The following is an 18,349-nucleotide window of genomic DNA, read 5'->3' as shown; positions in this document are numbered from 1 at the left end:
GGGGTGGGAGGATCGCTCCCACCCCCGAGACATGAGGTCGACTCTGCTTACTTGCTCTCGAAGTCCTTGGTCTCCACGGTGGCCCACTTGCCGCCGGCAACCTTGTAGACGGTGAGCACCTTGGACGTGGTGTCGCCGTACTGGTCGAAGGCGACCTTGCCGGTCACACCGTCGAAGGAGACCTTGCTCATGGCATCGACCGTCGCCTGCCGGGCGGACTCGACGTCCTTGGCGTCCTTCAGCGACGTCTTCAGCGCCTCGATGATGGCGTTCGCGGCGTCGTAGGAGTAGCCGCCGTACGCGGCGTACGGCTCCTTGTAGTTCTGCGCGTTGTAGTCCGAGACGAACTTCTTCGCCGACTCGAGGCTGTCGACCGGAGCACCGACCGAGGTGGCCAGGTCACCGTCGCTGGTCTTGCCGGCCAGCGTGATGTACTTCGGGTCGAAGATGCCGTCGCCGCCCATCAGCGGGACGTTCAGGCCGGCGGCCTTCATCTGCTGCGACAGCGGACCCGCGTTCGGGTACTCACCGCCGTAGTAGACGGCCTGCGGGTTGGACGGCTTCACCGCGGAGATGACGGCCTGGTAGTTCGAGTCGTCCGGGTTGATGGTCTGCGCCGTGACGACCTGACCACCGAGCTTCTTGAACTCCTCGGTGAAGGTGCCGACCAGGCCCTGGCCGTACGCCTTCTTGTCGTGGATCGTGGCGACCTTGGTGATCTTCGCGGTCTCGTACAGGTACCGCGCCGCGAACGGACCCTGGACGGCGTCCGTCGTGCAGGTGCGGAAGTAGGTCGGGTACGGACGCTTCGGGTCCGTCTGCCACTTCGCGCCCTGGGTCAGGCCCGGGCCGGTGTTGGCCGGCGAGACCTGGACGATGTTCTTCGGCGCGAGCACCGGCTGGACCTGCTGGCTGACGCTGGTGTTCAGCGTGCCGACCACGCCGATCACGTCCTTGTCGCTGGCCAGGGCCGTGGCGGCGTTCTTGCCCGGCTCGGTCTTGGCCTCGTCGTCCTTCGCGTCCACCTCGAGCTTCCAGCCCGGGATCGCGTTGGAGTCGTTGGCCTGCTTCACGGCCAGCTCGACGGAGTGCTGGATACCCAGACCCAGGGCGGACAAGTCTCCGGACAGCGGCGCGATGACGCCGATCTTCGCGGTCTTGGTCGAGCCTCCGGAGTTCCCCCCAGAGTCGTTGCCACTGCGTGAGCCGCAGGCAGTCAGGGCCAACGACGCAACGATCAGCGACGCGCCGACCCGTACTACGGAACGCTGGTGCACTGTTCCTCCCATGTCTGGATAGTCCCAGCGAATCCGGGACTCTCGCGCATTTGCCACGAGCACCGGCAGGTTAGACCCCGCGATGGTTCCAAGCGAACAGCGCATCGGCTGTGTTGTGAGGTCGTTACCCCGGTAAGCATCGTCCGTTGACCTGATTACTGTCCGACGGGGTTCGGCGGTGACATAGCGTCAGCGAATGGCTGTGCTCGGTGAGAATCACTCTCGGCCGCCGAGCCGACGGCCACGGTTCGTCACGAATGCCCGCCGGCGTTCAGCAGACGGTTACGACACACCCGAAATGCAGACAGATGACGTAATTTCCTCACCGAAGGCAGCGGCGGCTGCCCGATCAGGAATCGCCGGCTTCGTTGACGACCAGCTCGGCGACCTGACGCATCGAGACCCGCTTGTCCATCGCGGTTTTCTGGATCCACCGGAACGAATCCGGCTCCGACAACCCGAACTTGGTCTGCAGGATCGACTTCGCGCGATCCACCAGCTTGCGCGTCTCCAGCCGCTCGGCCAGGTCCGCGACCTCCCGCTCCAGCTCGGCGAGCTCGACGTACCGCGACGCGGCGATCTCGATCGCGGGCAGCAGGTCGGCCTTGGAGAACGGCTTCACCAGGTACGCCATCGCGCCGGCGTCCCGCGCCCGCTCGACCAGCTCCCGCTGCGAGAACGCGGTCAGCATCAGCACCGGCGCGATCCGCTCCCCCGCGATCTTCTCCGCCGCACTCAGCCCGTCCAGCTTCGGCATCTTCACGTCGAGAATCACCAGATCCGGCCGCTGCTCGACCGCCAGCCGAACAGCCTCCTCGCCGTCCCCCGCCTGCCCGACGACGTCATACCCCTCTTCCGCGAGCATCTCAGCCAGATCCATCCGAATCAGAGCCTCGTCCTCAGCGATCACCACACGCTTAGCAGTCACACCCGACACCTTATCGATCCCCCCTCACGACTTAGCCCCCACGAACCCATCCAGCACAGCAACAGCCTCCTTCCGACTCACAGCGATCACGTTCCGCCGCGGCTGCCGCCAAGCGATCCCCAACAGATCCAGCGCGTCCGTCAGAATCTTCCGAATGTCCGCGGACTCGTTGGAGAACATGGACCGCACGTAGTAGTACCGCCTACCGTCCGGCTTGCTCGCCCAGTTGACGAACCGGCACCCGTCCGAGTGAAACAACCCGCGCACCAGCTGATCGGGGTACGTGGCAACAATCTCCCGCTGCCAGTCGGCAAGCTCGATCTTCCGCAGGTGCTTCCGCCCAGGCCCGTGCTGCGGGAACACACAGGGCCAGTGCTTCCACCGCGCCTCGACCCTGATCGCCCCACCCCCGCCACGCAGACAGGGACTGGCGTTCGGCTTGACCCGCTTGATGGTCTCCGCGATCTCCTGGTTCAGATCGCCGTACCACGCATCGTTGACGATCTGCAGCGTGAACACATCGCGCCTGGCCCGTGCGATCGACCCGTCCCCCAGGTACCACCCCAGGAGCAACGCATACGCCGCCTCGTCCAAATCGGCCTCGTCACACCGAGGACAAGGCGTCGCCGGGTACCCGCCGCCGACGCGGGTCCGCCCTTCCTTCTGATACCGCCGCCGCCAGGCCCGAATGGTGCGCAGAGCGACGTCATGGATCTCCGCGTTCACACGATCAGGCACGCCGGCATCAGACATCCGCAACGCCGACTCAACCGTCTCCCGCGACCTGAAGTGACCCATGCCTCATGCTCCGCCAGAGCACCGACAGTTCCGGGTGAACAGGATTCACGACCTATCGCCCGTGTGCGCTAGGCTTCTCGCAGCCAGCCCTGGTACCCCAATTTGGCAGAGGGAGCGGATTCAAAACCCGCACAGTGTGGGTTCGAGTCCCACCCAGGGCACCGAAAATGTCGGCCACGTCCGCGAAGCTCGATTCATGTACGACGAGCGGATTCGGGCTGTCGCGCTGGCGGCGATCGGTGCTGGGGAGAGTCTGAACTCGATCAGCAAGCGGCTGGGGATCAGTCGGGCGGCGCTGCGTGAGTGGCGGGATCGCGGGGAGCGTCCGGCGCGGCCGAGCGGGTGCCCGCGGTGTGGGAGTGGATCGCTCGACAATCCGTCGTACTCACATCTGCTGGGTCTGTATCTGGGCGACGGCTGCCTGTCGCGGCATCGGCGGGATGTGTTTGCCCTGCGGATCGCGTGCGACGATGCGTACCCGCGGCTGATCGACGAGGCCGAAACCGTCGTACGAGCTGTGCACCCGAGTCGCCCGGTCCATCGGGTGCAGGCGGTTGGATACACGGCGGTTGCTTCGTACTGGAAGCACTGGCCGTGCCTGTTCCCGCAGCACGGCCCCGGACCGAAGCACCGCCGTGCGATCACCCTCACCGACTGGCAGCAGGAAATCGTTGCCCAGTACCCCGGACTCTTCCTCCGCGGCCTGTTCAACTCCGACGGCTGCCGCGTAGCCAACTGGACCACGCGAACGGTCGCCGGCCGACTGAAGCGGTACGAATATCCGCGCTACATGTTCTCCAACGAATCCTCCGACATCATGCGTATCTGTCAGTGGGCACTCGACCTGCTCACCATCCCCTGGCGCATGCCCCGCCCCAACGCCCTCTCCGTAGCCCGCCGAGAAGCCGTCACCTGCCTCGACACCTTCATCGGCCCAAAGTCCTGAGCTCGGCCCCCTCGGATCTCCCCAGACGTCTGTCATGGCGTGTGCTCCCCCGCGCACCTTCAGGCAGCCCCGGCCACTCCTCAGACTCTTCCCTTCCCCCACCCCACAGCAGACCCGCGACTACCCAGCCACTCCCAGACTGCTCTTTGTTCTTTGGCTTGAACGTGGTTGAGGCGGACGGTCAGCTGACCGTCCGCCTCAACCACTGCTCTTCTTCTGTGTTCTTACCCGCCAACCCCGGTGGTTATGGGTTGGGGTTGCGGTAGGCGGGGGCGATTCCTTCGATGGCGTCGCCCATGCGGTGGACTCGGAGGGCGTTGGTGGAGCCGGGGATGCTGGGTGGGGAGCCGGCGACGATGACGACCAGGTCGCCCTTGCTGAGTTTGCCGAGTTCCAGGAGGCGCTGGTCGACCTGGCGGACCATTTCGTCGGTGTGGTCGACGGTCGGGACGATGTGGGTCTCGATGCCCCACACCACGCTCAGCCAGGAGCTGACCGACGGGACCGGGGTGAAGGCGAGCAGCGGGACCTCGGTGCGGTAGCGGGCCAGGCGGAGGGCGGTGTCGCCGGACTGGGTGAACGCGATCAGGTACTTCGCGTCCAGCCGCTCGGCGACGTCCGCGGCCGCGCGGGCGATCACGCCGCCCTTGGTCTTCGGCTCCCACTCGATCTCGTGGACCCGGCCGAGGCCCTGCTCCTCGGTGGCCTCGACGATCCGGGCCATCGTCTTGACGGTCTCGATCGGGAAGCGCCCGACGCTGGTCTCGCCGGACAGCATGACCGCGTCGGCGCCGTCCAGTACGGCGTTGGCGACGTCGGAGGCCTCGGCGCGGGTCGGCCGCGGCGCCGAGATCATCGACTCCAGCATCTGGGTCGCTACGATCACCGGCTTCGCGTTCAGCCGCGCCTGGTCGATGATCAGCTTCTGGACCAGCGGGACGTCCTCGAGCGGCAGCTCCACGCCGAGGTCGCCGCGGGCCACCATGAACCCGTCGAACGCCTCGATGATCTCGTCGAGGTTCGCGACCGCCTGCGGCTTCTCGATCTTGGCGACGACCGGGATCCGCAGACCCTCCTCGTCCATGATCTTGTGCACCAGCTGGATGTCGGCCGCGTCCCGGACGAACGACAGCGCGATCATGTCGGCAGGCAGGTGCAGCGCCCAGCGCAGGTCCTCGGCGTCCTTCTCGGACAGCGCGGGCACGCTGACCGAGACGCCGGGCAGGTTGATGCCCTTGTGGTTGGAGACCGGCCCGCCGACGGTGACCCGGCACACCACGTCGGTCTCGGTGACCTCCTCGGCGACCAGGGCGATCCGGCCGTCGTCGATCAGCAGCTGGTCGCCCGGCTTCACGTCCCCCGGCAGACCGTCGTACGTCGTACCGCAGATGGTCTGGTCGCCGGGCACCTCCCGGGTGGTGATCGTGAAGCGCTCGCCGTAGGTGAGCGTTGCCTTGCCCTCGGCGAACTCGGCCAGCCGGATCTTCGGGCCCTGCAGGTCGACCAGGATGCCGACGTTGCTCCCGGTCTCCGCCGCAGCGGTGCGGATCCGCTGGTAGATGCGCTCATGCTCGGCATGGGCACCATGGCTCAGGTTGAGCCTTGCGACGTCCATGCCTGCTTGGACGAGTTCCGTGATGCGCTCCGGGGCGGCCGTAGCCGGGCCGAGCGTACAAACGATCTTTGCGCGACGCACGTCACAAAACCCTACTCCTGCAAACCACTGGGCCTGCTGGTCCGCCCCCGTTACTGGACAGTTAACAGTAGAAGACAACCGGCGGCAGTGCCTGAATCGTCAAGAAGGCAAGGGGGTGTAGGCCCCGACAGTGATCGCCCCGGTCAGCTCGGCCGTGACGCTCTGCAGGCCGATCGGCTGCCCTTCCTTGTCGTAGGTGATCAGCGTGACCTGCCCTGGCCGGCGCAGCGTGTACCCCAGCGCGAAGGCGTACGCCGCTCCCCCGGTCGTCCCGTTCGTGTACGTCGTCACAGACCGCCCGTCGACCACCCGGCTCTCCGGCCCCACCTGCCGGTGCAGATGGCCGGACAGCACCAGTCGCGCGCACCCGCGGGCGGCGGTGTCGGCGCCGGACGCCGGGTCGTGGATCACGAATGTCGAGATCCGCTTGTTCTCGGCCTGGTCGCAGGCGATGTCCGCCAGCCGCTCGGACTGGTGCTCGATGGTCTCGTCGCCGGGACTGTCCGCGCTCCCGAGCCCGGTCTTGGTCGGGTCGCTGTCGCCCAGGAACCGGATCCCCTCCACCTCGACCGGCTTGCTGTCGAGCACGGTGAACCCGTTCTTGCGCATGGCGTCCTCGATGTGGCCGCCGGCGTCGTGGTTGCCGGCCACCGCGACGACCTTGAAGTCCTTGAAGTGCTGCCGCAGCGAGTGGATGCTGAAGACTTCCCAGCCCTGGCCGGACGACGTGTCGTCACCGGCGTCGATGAGGATCTTCGCCCCGCCGGCCTTCGCCACCTCGGCCGCGAAGCCGTCGATGCCGATGTTGTCGTGCCGGTCGTTGACCTGCAGTGCGACCTTCTGCCCTTCGGCGGGCTGGTGGATCTGGGTGGCGACATCGGCCACCGAGTCCTTCAGCTGACCGTAGAACCGCGACGACCGCTGGTACGTCTCGACCGCGGTCCGGATCACGCCGACGCCGCCCGTGGTGGAGAACCCGGAGGCGACCTCGACGCCCTGCAACTGCTCGTCGAGCGGGATCTCCGGCAGCAGGTCGGCCAGCGGCTTCCACTCGGTCGGCGGTACGTCGACGGGCCGCATCCGTCCGGGGCCGAAGATCGAGGCGATCGTGATCAGCATCGCGACCAGGACGACGATCGCCCGGTGCTCGAGCCGGCGCTCGTGACGGTGGACGAGGTGCCACAGCTCCTGGCGGCGGCGGGCGCCGATCATCGCCCAGACGGTCGCCACCACGACGACCACCAGCAGACCGGAACCGGCCCCGGCCAGGGCGTCGTCGACGGCCATCTCCTGGACCACCTGCTGGATCCGCCCGACCTCACCGTCGGGCTGGGCCGCGATCAGGGCGTCGCGGTTGATCAGGTCGGTGAGGTTGGCGGCGTCGGTCTCCTGGACGTCGACGTTCACCCCGAGCCCGAGCGGGTTGTTGCTGGCGATCCGCAGCCGCGGCAGGACGGCGCCGAGGTCCACGGTCGCATGCCCGTCGAAGGTCGGCGAGACGGTCGCCGCGTGCGCACCGATCGTGACGCGCTCGGAGTCGTTGGCGAACGCAACCAGGCCGATCGTCACCGAGGTGACCAGCCAGAGCACGACGAGGGTGGCCCACGGCGCGATCGCGCGGAGCCGGGCCTTCGTCACCAGGCGCGTTGCCACACTTCCAACCTATCGACCCTCACCACTTTGAGCACCGACCAACCAGATCGCGGGGTGTTTCATGGTTGGCCGGTGCCCAAGGACGGTCAGACCGCCAGCGGGCGGGCGGTGGGCGGGATGGGGGTGGGCAGGGTGGACGAGCCGGTGAGGTGGGTGTCGACGCCGTTGGCGCACGAGCGGCCCTCGGCGATCGCCCAGACGATCAGGGACTGGCCGCGGCCGGCGTCACCGCAGGCGAAGACCCCCTCGACCGACGTGTGGTAGTTCTTGTCCCGCTTCACGTTGCCGCGCTCGTCGAGCTCGACGCCGAGCTGGTCGAGGAAGCCCTCGCGCTCCGGTCCGACGAAGCCCATCGCGAGCAGCACCAGCTGCGCCGGGATGTGCTTCTCGGTGCCCTCGACCGGCGCGAACCGGCCGTCCTTGAACTCCACCTCGACCAGGTTCAGCCCGGAGACGTTGCCGGCGGCATCGGCCTCGAAGTTCACCGTGGAGACGGCGTACACCCGGTCGCCGCCCTCCTCGTGGGCGGAGGCGACCCGGTAGATCATCGGGTACGTCGGCCAGGGCTGGTGCCCAGGGCGGTCGTCGGACGGCCGCGGCATGATCTCCAGCTGGGTGACCGAGCGGGCCCCCTGGCGGTGCGCCGTACCGAGGCAGTCGGCGCCGGTGTCGCCGCCGCCGATGATCACCACGTCCTTGCCGGTCGCAACGATCTGGTCCTCGACGTTCTGGCCGAGCGCGACCCGGTTCGCCTGCGGCAGGTACTCCATCGCCTGGTGGATGCCGCCGTGCTCACGGCCCGGCACCGGCAGGTCGCGGGCTGCGGTGGACCCGGTCGCGATCACCACGGCGTCGTACCGCTGCTTCAGCTGGGTGCCCGTGACGTCCACGCCGACGTTGACGCCGGAGCGGAAGACCGTGCCCTCCTCCTTCATCTGCTGGATGCGGCGGTCGACCTGTTCCTTTTCCATCTTGAACTCGGGGATGCCGTAGCGCAGCAAGCCGCCGGGGGCGTCGGCGCGCTCGTACACCGCGACCGTGTGACCCGCGCGCGTCAGCTGCTGCGCGGCAGCCAGGCCGGCCGGGCCGGAGCCGACGACGGCGATCGTCTTGCCGGTCAGCCACTCCGGCGGCTGCGGCTTGACGTCACCGGTCTCCCAGGCCTTGTCGATGATCGCGACCTCGACGTTCTTGATCGTCACCGGGTCCTGGTTGATCCCGAGCACGCACGCTGTCTCGCACGGCGCCGGGCAGAGCCGGCCGGTGAACTCCGGGAAGTTGTTGGTCGCGTGCAACCGCTCGATCGCGCTCGACCAGTCGTCCCGCCAGACCAGGTCGTTCCACTCCGGGATCAGGTTGCCCAGCGGGCAGCCGTTGTGGCAGAACGGGATGCCGCAGTCCATGCAGCGGCCGGCCTGCTTGGTGATGATCGGCAGCAGCGCCTTGCCGGGCCCGCCGGGGTAGACCTCTTTCCAGTCCTGCACGCGCTCGGCGACCGGCCGCCGGTCGGCGACCTCCCGCCCGGTGGTCAGGAATCCCTTGGGGTCAGCCATCAGATGGCCTCCATCATCGCTCGCGTGGTGGCGTCCTCGTCCAGGCCGTCGCGCTCGGCGGCCGCCTTGGCCGCCAGCACCCGGGCGTAGTCGCGGGGCATCACCGTGGTGAACCTGGCGGCCGCGGCGGGCCAGTCGGCGAGCAGCTTGGCCGCCCGTTCCGAACCGGTCTCCTCGTGGTGCCGCCGGACCAGGTCGTGCAACAGGTCGGACTCGTCCTCGGTGAGCGGGAGCAGGTCCACCAGCTCCGGGTTCACCAGGGCACGGTCCAGGTCGAGCACGTGGGCCACGCCGCCCGACATGCCCGCGGCGAAGTTCCGGCCGACGGCGCCCAGGACGACGACGCGCCCGCCGGTCATGTACTCGCACGCGTGGTCGCCGACCGCCTCGACGACCGCGGTCGCGCCGGAGTTCCGGACGCAGAACCGCTGGCCGGCGCCGCCGCTGATGAACAGCTCGCCGGACGTCGCGCCGTACGCGATCACGTTGCCGGCGATGATCTGGTCGGCGGCGTCGAACCGGGCGTGCCGGTCCGGCCGGATCACGACCCGGCCGCCGGACAGGCCCTTGCCGACGTAGTCGTTGGCGTCGCCCTCGAGGCGCAGGGTGACCCCGCGCGGTACGAACGCGGCGAACGAGTTGCCGGCCGACCCGGTGAAGGTCAGGTCGATGGTGCCGTCGGCCAGGCCGGCCGCGCGGTACCGCTTGGTGATCTCGTGGCCGAGCATCGTCCCGACGGTCCGGTTGACGTTGCGGATCGCGAGCTGTGCGCGGACCGGTTCGCCGTTGTCCAGCGCCGGGGCGCAGATCCGGATCAGCTCGTTGTCGAGCGCCTTGTCCAAGCCGTGGTTCTGCTCGGTGGTCCGGTGCCGCGACGCGCCCTCGGGCAGCGCCGGGACGTGCAGGATCGGCGTCAGGTCGAGCCCGTCGGCCTTCCAGTGGTCGACCGCGCGCTCGATGTCGAGGACCTCGGCGTGGCCGATCGCCTCGTCCAGCGTGCGGAAGCCGAGCTCCGCCAGGTACTCGCGGACCTCCTCGGCGATGAACTCGAAGAAGTTCACCACGAACTCCGGCTTGCCGGAGAACCGCTCGCGGAGCACCGGGTTCTGGGTGGCGACGCCGACCGGGCAGGTGTCCAGGTGACAGACCCGCATCATGATGCAGCCCGACACCACCAGCGGCGCGGTCGCGAAGCCGTACTCCTCCGCGCCGAGCAGCGCGGCGATGACGACGTCCCGGCCGGTCTTCAGCTGGCCGTCGGTCTGGACGACGATACGGTCGCGCAGCCCGTTCAGCAGCAGGGTCTGCTGGGTCTCGGCGAGGCCGAGCTCCCAGGGACCGCCCGCATGCTTCAGCGAGGTGAGCGGCGCCGCGCCCGTCCCGCCGTCGTGGCCGGAGATCAGGACGACGTCCGCGTGCGCCTTGGAGACGCCCGCGGCGATCGTGCCGACACCGACCTCGGACACCAGCTTCACGTGGATGCGGGCGGCCGGGTTGGCGTTCTTCAGGTCGTGGATCAGCTGCGCCAGATCCTCGATCGAGTAGATGTCGTGGTGCGGCGGCGGCGAGATCAGGCCGACGCCCGGCGTCGAGTGCCGGGTGCTGGCGACCCACGGGTACACCTTCGGGCCGGGCAGTTGCCCGCCCTCACCGGGCTTCGCGCCCTGCGCCATCTTGATCTGGATGTCGTCGGAGTTCGTCAGGTACTCCGCGGTGACGCCGAAGCGGCCGGAGGCGACCTGCTTGATCGAGCTCCGGCGGGCCGGGTCGTACAGCCGCTCGGCGTCCTCGCCGCCCTCACCGGTGTTCGACTTGCCGCCGAGCTGGTTCATCGCGATCGCCAGCGTGGTGTGCGCCTCGGCGCTGATCGAGCCGTAGCTCATCGCACCGGTCGAGAACCGCTTGACGATCTCGCTCACCGGCTCGACCTCGTCGATCGAGATCGGCTGGCGATCCGACTTGAACCCGAACAGCCCGCGCAGCGTCATCAGCCGCTCGGACTGCTCGTCGACCTTCGACGTGTACTGCTTGAAGATGTCGTACCGACCGGTGCGGGTGCTGTGCTGCAGCCGGAAGACCGTGTCCGGGTCGAACAGGTGCGGCTCGCCTTCACGGCGCCACTGGTACTCGCCGCCGATCTCCAGCTTGCGGTGCGCCGGCAGGATGCCGTCGGCCGGGTAGGCGCGCAGGTGGCGGCGCCGGACCTCCTCGGCGAGCGTGTCCAGGCCGATGCCGCCGAGCTTCGACGACGTACCGGTGAAGTACTGGTCCACGAGCTCCGGCGACAAGCCGTTCGCCTCGAAGATCTGGGCGCCGGTGTACGACGCGACCGTCGAGACGCCCATCTTCGACATCACCTTGAGGACGCCCTTGCCGAGCGACTTCACCACATTGCGGATCGCCTGCTCGGGCTCGACGCCGGGCAGGTACGTCCCCTGGCGGCACAGGTCCTCGACGGACTCCAGCGCCAGGTACGGGTTGATCGCGGCCGCGCCGTACCCCATCAGGAGCGCGACGTGGTGCACCTCGCGGACGTCACCGGCCTCGACGACCAGGCCGACCTGGGTCCGGGTCTTCTCCCGGACCAGGTGGTGGTGCACCGCGGCGGTGAGCAGCAGCGACGGGATCGGCGCGCTGTCGGCGTTCGAGTGCCGGTCCGACAGCACCAGGATGCGGGCGCCGTCGTTGATCGCGGCGCTCGCCTCGGCGCACAGCTCGTCGAGCCGTGCCTTCAGCGCGTCGCCGCCGCCCTCCACGTCGTACACACCGCGCAGGACCGTGGTGGCCAGGCCGGGCATGTCGCCGTCGAGGTTGATGTGCCGGAGCTTGGCCAGCTCGTCATTGGTGATCACCGGGAACGGGATCACCACCTGACGGCAGGACGCCGGGCTCGGGTTCAGCAGGTTCGACTCCGGGCCGAGGCTGGACGACAGCGAGGTCACCAGCTCCTCGCGGATCGCGTCCAGCGGCGGGTTCGTGACCTGCGCGAACAGCTGCGCGAAGTAGTCGAACAGCAGCCGCGGACGGTCGCTCAGCACCGCGATCGGCGTGTCGGTACCCATCGAGCCGATCGGCTCGGCGCCGGACTTCGCCATCGGGGTGAGGATGACCCGCAGCTCCTCCTCGGTGTACCCGAAGACCTGCTGCCGCCGGGTCACCGACGCGTGGCTGTGGACGACGTGCTCGCGCTCGTGCAGGTCCTCGAAGCGGATCAGGCCCGCGTGCAGCCACTCGTCGTACGGGTTCTCGGCGGCGAGGGCGTTCTTCACCTCGGCGTCGGTGATGATCCGGTGCGCGTCGACGTCGACCAGGAAGATCCGGCCGGGCTCGAGCCGGCCCTTCTCGGTCACGGTGGCGGGGTCGATGTCCAGCACACCGGCCTCGGAGGCCAGGACGACGAGGCCGTCGTCGGTCACCCAGTAGCGCGAGGGGCGCAGGCCGTTGCGGTCCAGGACCGCGCCGACCTTGGTGCCGTCGGAGAAGACGACCGACGCCGGGCCGTCCCACGGCTCCATCAGCGTCGAGTGGAACTCGTAGAACGCGCGCCGCCTCGGATCCATGGTGGCGGCGTTCTCCCACGCCTCCGGAATCATCATCAGCATCGCGTGCGGCAGCGAACGGCCGCCGAGGTGCAGCAGTTCGAGGACCTCGTCGAACGACGCGGAGTCGGACGCTCCCGGCGTACAGATCGGGTAGAGCTGCTCCAGGTCGCCCGGGATCAGGTCGCTGGACAGGAGCGCCTCGCGGGCCCGCATCCAGTTCCGGTTGCCCTGGACGGTGTTGATCTCACCGTTGTGGGCGATGTACCGGTACGGGTGCGCCAGCGGCCAGGACGGGAACGTGTTCGTCGAGAACCGGCTGTGCACGATGCCGATCGCGGACGCGAGGTCGGGGTCGGTCAGCTCGGGGAAGAACTTGTCCAGCTGGTCGGTGGTCAGCATCCCCTTGTAGGTGATCGTCCGGCCGGACAGCGACGGGAAGTAGGTCTCGGTCTCCTTCTCGGCGCGCTTGCGCAGCCGGAACGCCATCCGCTCCAGCGCCAGGCCGAGCACGCGGCCCGCCTTCGCGGTCACGAACAGCTGCTTGAACGTCGGCATCACCGAGCGCGCGGTCGCGCCGAGCAGCTCCGGCGTGGTCGGGACGTCCCGCCAGCCGACCACCGTCAGCTGCTCCTCCGCCGCCAGCTCCTCGATCCGGGCGATTGCCTTCGCGGCGTCGTCGGCCTCGGCCGGCAGGAACGCGATACCGGTCGCGTAGCTGTGCGGCGCCGGCAGCTCGAACGCGCACACCTTGCGGTAGAAGGCGTCCGGGACCTGGATCAGGATGCCGGCGCCGTCACCGGAATCGGGCTCCGCACCGGACGCGCCACGATGCTCGAGGTTCCGCAGGGCGGTCAATGCCTTGGCCACGATGTCGTGGCTCGGTTCACCGGTCAGGGTCGCGACGAAGGCGACACCACAAGCGTCGTGCTCGTGCCGTCCGTCGTAGAGACCCTCGCTCGGGAATGGGGGGCGACCATACATTCAGGAGCTCCCGTCGTCCTACGGTCAAAAACAACTGGCCGCGGGACAACACTGGCCCAAGCCGGGAGTCCCGAGACTACCTCATGACGCCCGCCAGTTGGACTTCGTGTCCACCGCGAAACGCCGTACTAACCCTGTGTAAGCAAGCGCTCACTACTAGCCTCTCATCTTCCCAGCCACCCGCTCCGGCAACCACCAACAGCACCTGAAATTCACTTGCTGAGACTGATACAGCTTCGGTGTGCCCTGGCAGCCCGATAACGACTGGAAACCGCTCACAACCGGCACCGGACAAGCGACCGGCGGAGTCTGGCGGACACCGGACGGCCAGGTGGTGAAGCGCCTCCTCCCCGGTGTCGCCGATCCCCGCCACCACGCCTTCTGGGAGCGGCAGGCGCTCGTCGCCGAATCCGGTGTGGTCGCTGGTACGCCGGGACTTCGCGCGCCCGCCTGCCTGGGCGTCGAGCGGGACGATGACGGCATCACGCTGCGGACGGCGTACACGTCGCCGGTCGCGTGGGCTCCGGAGGCCTTGGCTGCGGCTCTCGGGCGGTTCGGAGCGTGTTCCGTGGCCGAGCCTGCGTGGGCTGCCCTGGACGTCCTGCGGGACCGTCTCACGACCGTGAAGGGACGGGGCGGATGGCGGGCGCTGACCCACGCCGGACTGGCGTCGGCCGCGATCGAGGCGCTGTGGATGCGCCGCGAGTCGGCGCTGGCCGTGCTCGACAGGCTTCCTCGGGTGCCGACGCACGGTGACGCTCATCCGGTGAACCTGCTCGGCCGGGAGGGTGATGACGTGATCGCGATCGACTGGGAGCAGTTCGGCCTGGGGCCGGCCGGCTTCGATCTGGGGTACCTGCTCCTTGCCACGGATGCGCCGCTCGAAGACCTTCTGGCGGCGCACGGCGGCGAGGCGGCCGACCGCGGCGCCGTGCGGTGCGGCGCAGTGTTGGTGGCGGGGTTCACCGGTGTTTCCCGGGCCGCGTGGGCGCTGGGGCAGGCCATCCCTGGGGATCACGTCGAGCGGCTGGACAGGCTGTCGGGAATCGTGGACGAGGCGGTCAGCCATGCTTCGTAGAACGCCTGATAGTTGGGGAAACGGGTCGTGGTCGCTTCCAGTAGAACGGCTTGGAGGGCGGCGGGTGGCTCGTCGCGCCAGTCGTACACGAGCTCGGCCGCGGTCCGGAGGAGTGCGACGCGGCCGGGGTGGTGAAGCGCGCGAAGATGGTGCCTAGCTGGTCGAGGTAGGTGGCTGGGGGGACGTCGATCGCGCCAGGGAACATTCCGTCGACGGTAGTGGAGGAACCTGATGGGGCTGAGCGATTTTCCGCGGTACCCGTTGCTGTTCGGACCGAGCCCGGTACACCCGCTGGAGCGGCTGTCGGCGTATCTGGGCGGCGCGAAGATCTGGGCGAAGCGGGAGGACTGCAACTCCGGTCTCGCGTACGGCGGGAACAAGACGCGCAAACTGGAGTACCTGATCCCGGACGCGCTCGCGCAGGGCGCCGACACACTCGTGTCGATCGGCGGCTACCAGTCGAACCACACCCGCCAGGTGGCAGCCGTGGCGGCCAAGGCCGGGCTCAAGGCCGTGCTCGTGCAGGAGAATTGGGTGGACTGGCCGGACGCCCTCAACGACCGGGTCGGCAACATCCTGCTCAGCCGGATCATGGGCGCCGAGGTGCGCCTCGACCCGGCCGGGTTCGGGATCGGCTTCAAGGACAGCTGGAAACAGGCGCTCGCGGACGTCGAGGCGCGCGGCGGTACGCCGTACGCGATCCCGGCCGGCGCCTCGGACCACCGGCTCGGCGGGCTCGGGTTCGCGAACTGGGCGTACGAGGTGGAGCAGCAGGAGCGTGATCTCGGCGTCTTCTTCGACACGATCGTGGTCTGCTCGGTCACCGGCTCGACGCACGCCGGCATGATCGCCGGGTTCGCGGGCCAGGACCGCCCGCGCCGGGTGATCGGGATCGACGCCAGCGCCAAGCTCCAGGAGACCCGCGACCAGGTCGAACGCATCGCCCGGAACACCGCCGAGCTGATCGGCCTCGGCCGCGACCTCCGCGACGACGAGATCACCGTCCTGGCCGGCTGGGCCGGCGACGAGTACGGCGTCCCCGTGCAGTCCACGCTCGACGCGATCCGCCTGACCGGCGAACTGGAAGGCATGATCATCGACCCGGTCTACGAAGGAAAGTCCATGGCCGGACTGATCGATCTGATCCGCACCGGCGACATACCGAAGGACTCCACCGTCCTGTACGCCCATCTCGGCGGCCAGCCCGCCCTCAACGCCTACAGCGGCCTGTTCACGCACACTCAACCGATCACCGGCTGACTACCAGCCGCCGGCGAAGAACCCTTCGAGGCCGGGGCGCGGGTGGGCCGCCGTCATCGCGTTCGCCGCAACGACGACGGCGAGCGCCAGCGACAGCAGCGGCACGAGCACGCCGTACCCGGCCAGCACCCGCCGGGTACGGCCGTCCGCCCTCGCGAACCGGCGCCACAAGAGGACGGCGAGTACGGCGAGCGCAGCGACCACGATCGCGCCCTCGACAGCCATCACCGCGTGGAACAGCACGTAGTCGTCGGTGATCACGTCGAGAGGCGGCGACTGCTGCCCATCCGCCAACTGCTGCCGGATCTGCCCGAGCGTGCCGTCCAACGGACCGGCCGGGGCTCCGAACAGCATCGGCAGCAGCGAGCCGAACGGCGCCGCCATTCCATGGACGTTGGCCATGACCGCCGCGAGCGAGACCACGGCAAGCGCCGTGGACAGGACACCGCTCACCGCGAGCCCCGCCGCCCGCAGCCCGTGCGTCCGCAGGAACGCCTGCCAGATCTGCACGGCGAGCGCGACGAGCACGACCAGCAGCGCGCCGGCGAGCACTCCCTTGGCCACGTGATAGCGGAACCAGTAGTCGACCACCCGTTGCAGGCCCTGGTCGAAGTTCCGCTCGCCGGAGCCCCAGTACGTGACGAACCCGCTGCGGAAGGCACCGACCAGGTGTCCTTCGCTCCTCAGGTCGGCGGTCGCCGCATCGCTCGCGAGCAAGCCTGGAGCAACGACGAAGGCGACGACGAGCGCGACTGCGAGAACGGCGAGCCTCTTCATGGGCACAAGCTAGGCGAACCCGTACGGCGTGAACCATGACGCCGAGGCGACCCCGAGGGTAGCGCCCGCGCTACCCGATTCCAGGGCCGACGAGCGTGCCGACGAAGTAGGTCAGGGCTGCTGCGGCGCCGCCGAGGAGTAGCTGGCGCAGGCCGGAGTACCACCAGGACCGGCTCGTCACGCGGGAGACGACAGCGCCGCAGACGAACAATGCGGTCAGGGAAAGGATCAGGGCCGGTACGACGCTGTTGGCGCCGAGCAGGTACGGCGCCAGCGGGATGAACGCGCCGACGGCAAAGCAGACGAACGACGAGGCGGCGGCGACCACCGGGTTCGGGAGATCGCCGGGGTCGATGCCGAGCTCCTCGCGGACGTGCTCCTCGAGGGCCTGTTCGGGGTCGGCGTGGAACTGCTTGGCGACCTTGCTGGCCAGGTCCGGGTCGAGGCCCTTCGCCCGGTAGGTCTCGGCGAGCTCGATCTCCTCGTCGATCGGGTGCTTCTTGATCTCGGCGCGTTCGACCTCGATCTCGGCGCGCGCGAGTTCGCGCTGGGAGGCGACCGAGGTGTACTCCCCCGCCGCCATCGAGAACGCGCCGGCGGCGAGGCCCGCGAGGCCGGCCAGCACGATGAACTTCGAGCCCGAGGCGGTGCCGCCGTCCATGCCGGCGATCAGGGCGAAGTTCGAGACCAGGCCGTCCATCGCGCCGAACACCGCCGGGCGCAGCCAGCCGCCGTTGACATCACGGTGCGTGTGGTCGCCGTGATGCTCGGCCGAAACCTCGGGCGTCTCAGTCACGAGACCCTTCGCCGTTGCTCGCGGTGGTCGCCTCGGCAGCCGGCCCTCCGGCCGGCCCCGCCGAGGCGGGTGGCGCATCAGCAGCCCCTTCCCCGGTGCCCGGAGATCCTGGCGCGGCGTCGCCGTCCGCCGTCGCCTCGCTCGGCTGGGCGTCGTCCTGCTTGGTGTCGGTCGGCTCGGTGGCGTTCTTCGCGTCTCCGGTGGGTTTGCCGGCGGCCGGGCCGGTGCTGATGTCTTCCTGGCCGGGGTAGCGCTTGGCGCTGATCACGAAGGCCACGACCGCGAGCACGAACAGGATCAGCGCGGTCCAGACGTTCAGCCGCAGGCCGAGGAAGTGGTTCACGGTGTCGATGCGCAGGTTCTCGATCCACGCGCGACCGGCGGTGTACGCCGCGACGTACAGGAAGAACGCCCGGCCGTGGCCGAGCTTGAACCGGCGGTCGGCGAGCAGGATCAGGGCGACCACGCCGAGGTTCCAGACGGCCTCGTAGAGGAACGTCGGCTGGAACGTGGCGAAGTCCTTGTACCCGGCCGGACGGTTGTCGAAGGCGATCTCCAGGCCCCACGGCTTGCTCGTCGGGCGGCCGAACAGCTCCTGGTTGAAGTAGTTGCCGAACCGGCCGAAGATCTGCGCCAGCGCGATCCCGGGCGCCATCACGTCCGCGACCGCCAGGAACGGCACCTTCGCCCGCCGGCACGCGATCCACGCGCCGAGCGCGCCGAAGCCGACCGCACCCCAGATGCCCAGTCCGCCGTGCCAGATCTTCAGCGCGTCGAGCGGGTTCTTGCCGGCGCCGAAGTACAGCTCGGCGTCGGTGATGACGTGGTAGATCCGCGCGCCGACGAGCCCGAACGGGATCGCCCAGAACATGATGTCGGCGAGCACCGGCGCCGATCCGCCGCGCGCCACCCAGCGCCGGCGGCCGAGCCAGTAGCCGGCGAAGATGCCGGCCAGGATGCACAGCGCGTACGCACGGATCGGCAGCGGTCCGAGGTGCCAGACACCCTGGCTCGGACTGGGAATGGTCGCCGGAATCAACACGGCGGAACTCAGACTAGACATG

Annotated in this window: 13 protein-coding genes and 1 tRNA gene; 4 read left to right on the top strand and 10 right to left on the bottom strand. The window is 68.9% G+C overall.

The features are described from left to right. Positions 1-47: 47 nt before the first annotated feature. The 3 genes from AB0L64_RS15605 to AB0L64_RS15595 all read right to left on the bottom strand — a co-directional run bounded on the left by AB0L64_RS15605 (position 48) and on the right by AB0L64_RS15595 (position 2,943). Positions 48-1,289, bottom strand: a complete 1,242-nt coding sequence (locus AB0L64_RS15605; RefSeq protein ID WP_363710794.1) for a branched-chain amino acid ABC transporter substrate-binding protein — start codon at positions 1,287-1,289, stop codon at positions 48-50. A gap of 337 nt (positions 1,290-1,626) precedes the next feature. After that, positions 1,627-2,214, bottom strand: a complete 588-nt coding sequence (locus tag AB0L64_RS15600; protein WP_363710793.1) for a response regulator — start codon at positions 2,212-2,214, stop codon at positions 1,627-1,629. A 15-nt stretch (positions 2,215-2,229) separates the two neighbouring features. Further along, a complete protein-coding gene (locus AB0L64_RS15595) occupies positions 2,230-2,943 on the bottom strand; it encodes a transcriptional regulator (RefSeq protein ID WP_363710792.1) in 714 nt (237 codons plus the stop codon). A gap of 146 nt (positions 2,944-3,089) precedes the next feature. On the opposite strand from AB0L64_RS15595, the gene AB0L64_RS15590 reads away from it, so the two are divergent. Next, a tRNA-Leu gene (locus AB0L64_RS15590) sits at positions 3,090-3,164 on the top strand. A gap of 35 nt (positions 3,165-3,199) precedes the next feature. After that, entirely contained in the window at positions 3,200-3,949 is a 750-nt protein-coding gene (locus tag AB0L64_RS15585; RefSeq protein WP_363710791.1) for a helix-turn-helix domain-containing protein, read from the top strand. A gap of 244 nt (positions 3,950-4,193) precedes the next feature. Here AB0L64_RS15585 and pyk read toward each other — a convergent pair whose 3' ends face one another. The 4 genes from pyk to gltB all read right to left on the bottom strand — a co-directional run bounded on the left by pyk (position 4,194) and on the right by gltB (position 13,374). Next, positions 4,194-5,645, bottom strand: coding sequence for a pyruvate kinase (gene pyk / locus AB0L64_RS15580; protein ID WP_363710790.1), 1,452 nt, complete (start codon positions 5,643-5,645; stop codon positions 4,194-4,196). Between the two features lie 99 nt (positions 5,646-5,744). After that, positions 5,745-7,298: a metallophosphoesterase gene (locus tag AB0L64_RS15575; RefSeq protein ID WP_363710789.1), complete on the bottom strand. Its 1,554-nt coding sequence runs from the start codon at positions 7,296-7,298 to the stop codon at positions 5,745-5,747. An 86-nt stretch (positions 7,299-7,384) separates the two neighbouring features. Then, positions 7,385-8,851 (bottom strand): glutamate synthase subunit beta, encoded by a 1,467-nt coding sequence (locus tag AB0L64_RS15570; protein WP_363710788.1) that lies wholly within the window; start codon positions 8,849-8,851, stop codon positions 7,385-7,387. Then, complete coding sequence (gene gltB / locus AB0L64_RS15565; protein WP_363710787.1) at positions 8,851-13,374, bottom strand: glutamate synthase large subunit; 4,524 nt, start codon at positions 13,372-13,374, stop codon at positions 8,851-8,853. Before gltB ends, AB0L64_RS15570 begins: the two co-directional genes overlap by 1 nt. A 331-nt stretch (positions 13,375-13,705) precedes the next feature. On the opposite strand from gltB, the gene AB0L64_RS15560 reads away from it, so the two are divergent. Both AB0L64_RS15560 and AB0L64_RS15555 read left to right on the top strand, forming a co-directional pair. Then, positions 13,706-14,452, top strand: a complete 747-nt coding sequence (locus AB0L64_RS15560) for a phosphotransferase (protein ID WP_363710786.1) — start codon at positions 13,706-13,708, stop codon at positions 14,450-14,452. A gap of 231 nt (positions 14,453-14,683) precedes the next feature. Next, the gene (locus tag AB0L64_RS15555; protein WP_363710785.1) at positions 14,684-15,712 is read left to right on the top strand and encodes a 1-aminocyclopropane-1-carboxylate deaminase; all 1,029 of its coding nucleotides are present in this window, start codon (positions 14,684-14,686) and stop codon (positions 15,710-15,712) included. Here AB0L64_RS15555 and AB0L64_RS15550 read toward each other — a convergent pair whose 3' ends face one another. From AB0L64_RS15550 to lgt, 3 genes are all read right to left on the bottom strand, one after another. Then, complete coding sequence (locus AB0L64_RS15550; protein ID WP_363710784.1) at positions 15,713-16,489, bottom strand: hypothetical protein; 777 nt, start codon at positions 16,487-16,489, stop codon at positions 15,713-15,715. A 70-nt stretch (positions 16,490-16,559) separates the two neighbouring features. Further along, on the bottom strand, positions 16,560-17,285 hold the full coding sequence (locus tag AB0L64_RS15545; protein ID WP_363710783.1) for a VIT1/CCC1 transporter family protein: 726 nt from the start codon (positions 17,283-17,285) through the stop codon (positions 16,560-16,562). Beyond that, positions 17,278-18,348: a prolipoprotein diacylglyceryl transferase gene (lgt, locus tag AB0L64_RS15540; RefSeq protein ID WP_363710782.1), complete on the bottom strand. Its 1,071-nt coding sequence runs from the start codon at positions 18,346-18,348 to the stop codon at positions 17,278-17,280. The genes AB0L64_RS15545 and lgt overlap by 8 nt, the downstream gene beginning before the upstream one ends. Position 18,349 lies beyond the last annotated feature (1 nt).

This window comes from Kribbella sp. NPDC051936, from assembly GCF_040680955.1.
Lineage (GTDB): Bacteria > Actinomycetota > Actinomycetes > Propionibacteriales > Kribbellaceae > Kribbella.
Note: the sequence above shows the minus strand (reverse complement) of the source record. Positions and strands in the feature narration are given on the sequence as shown.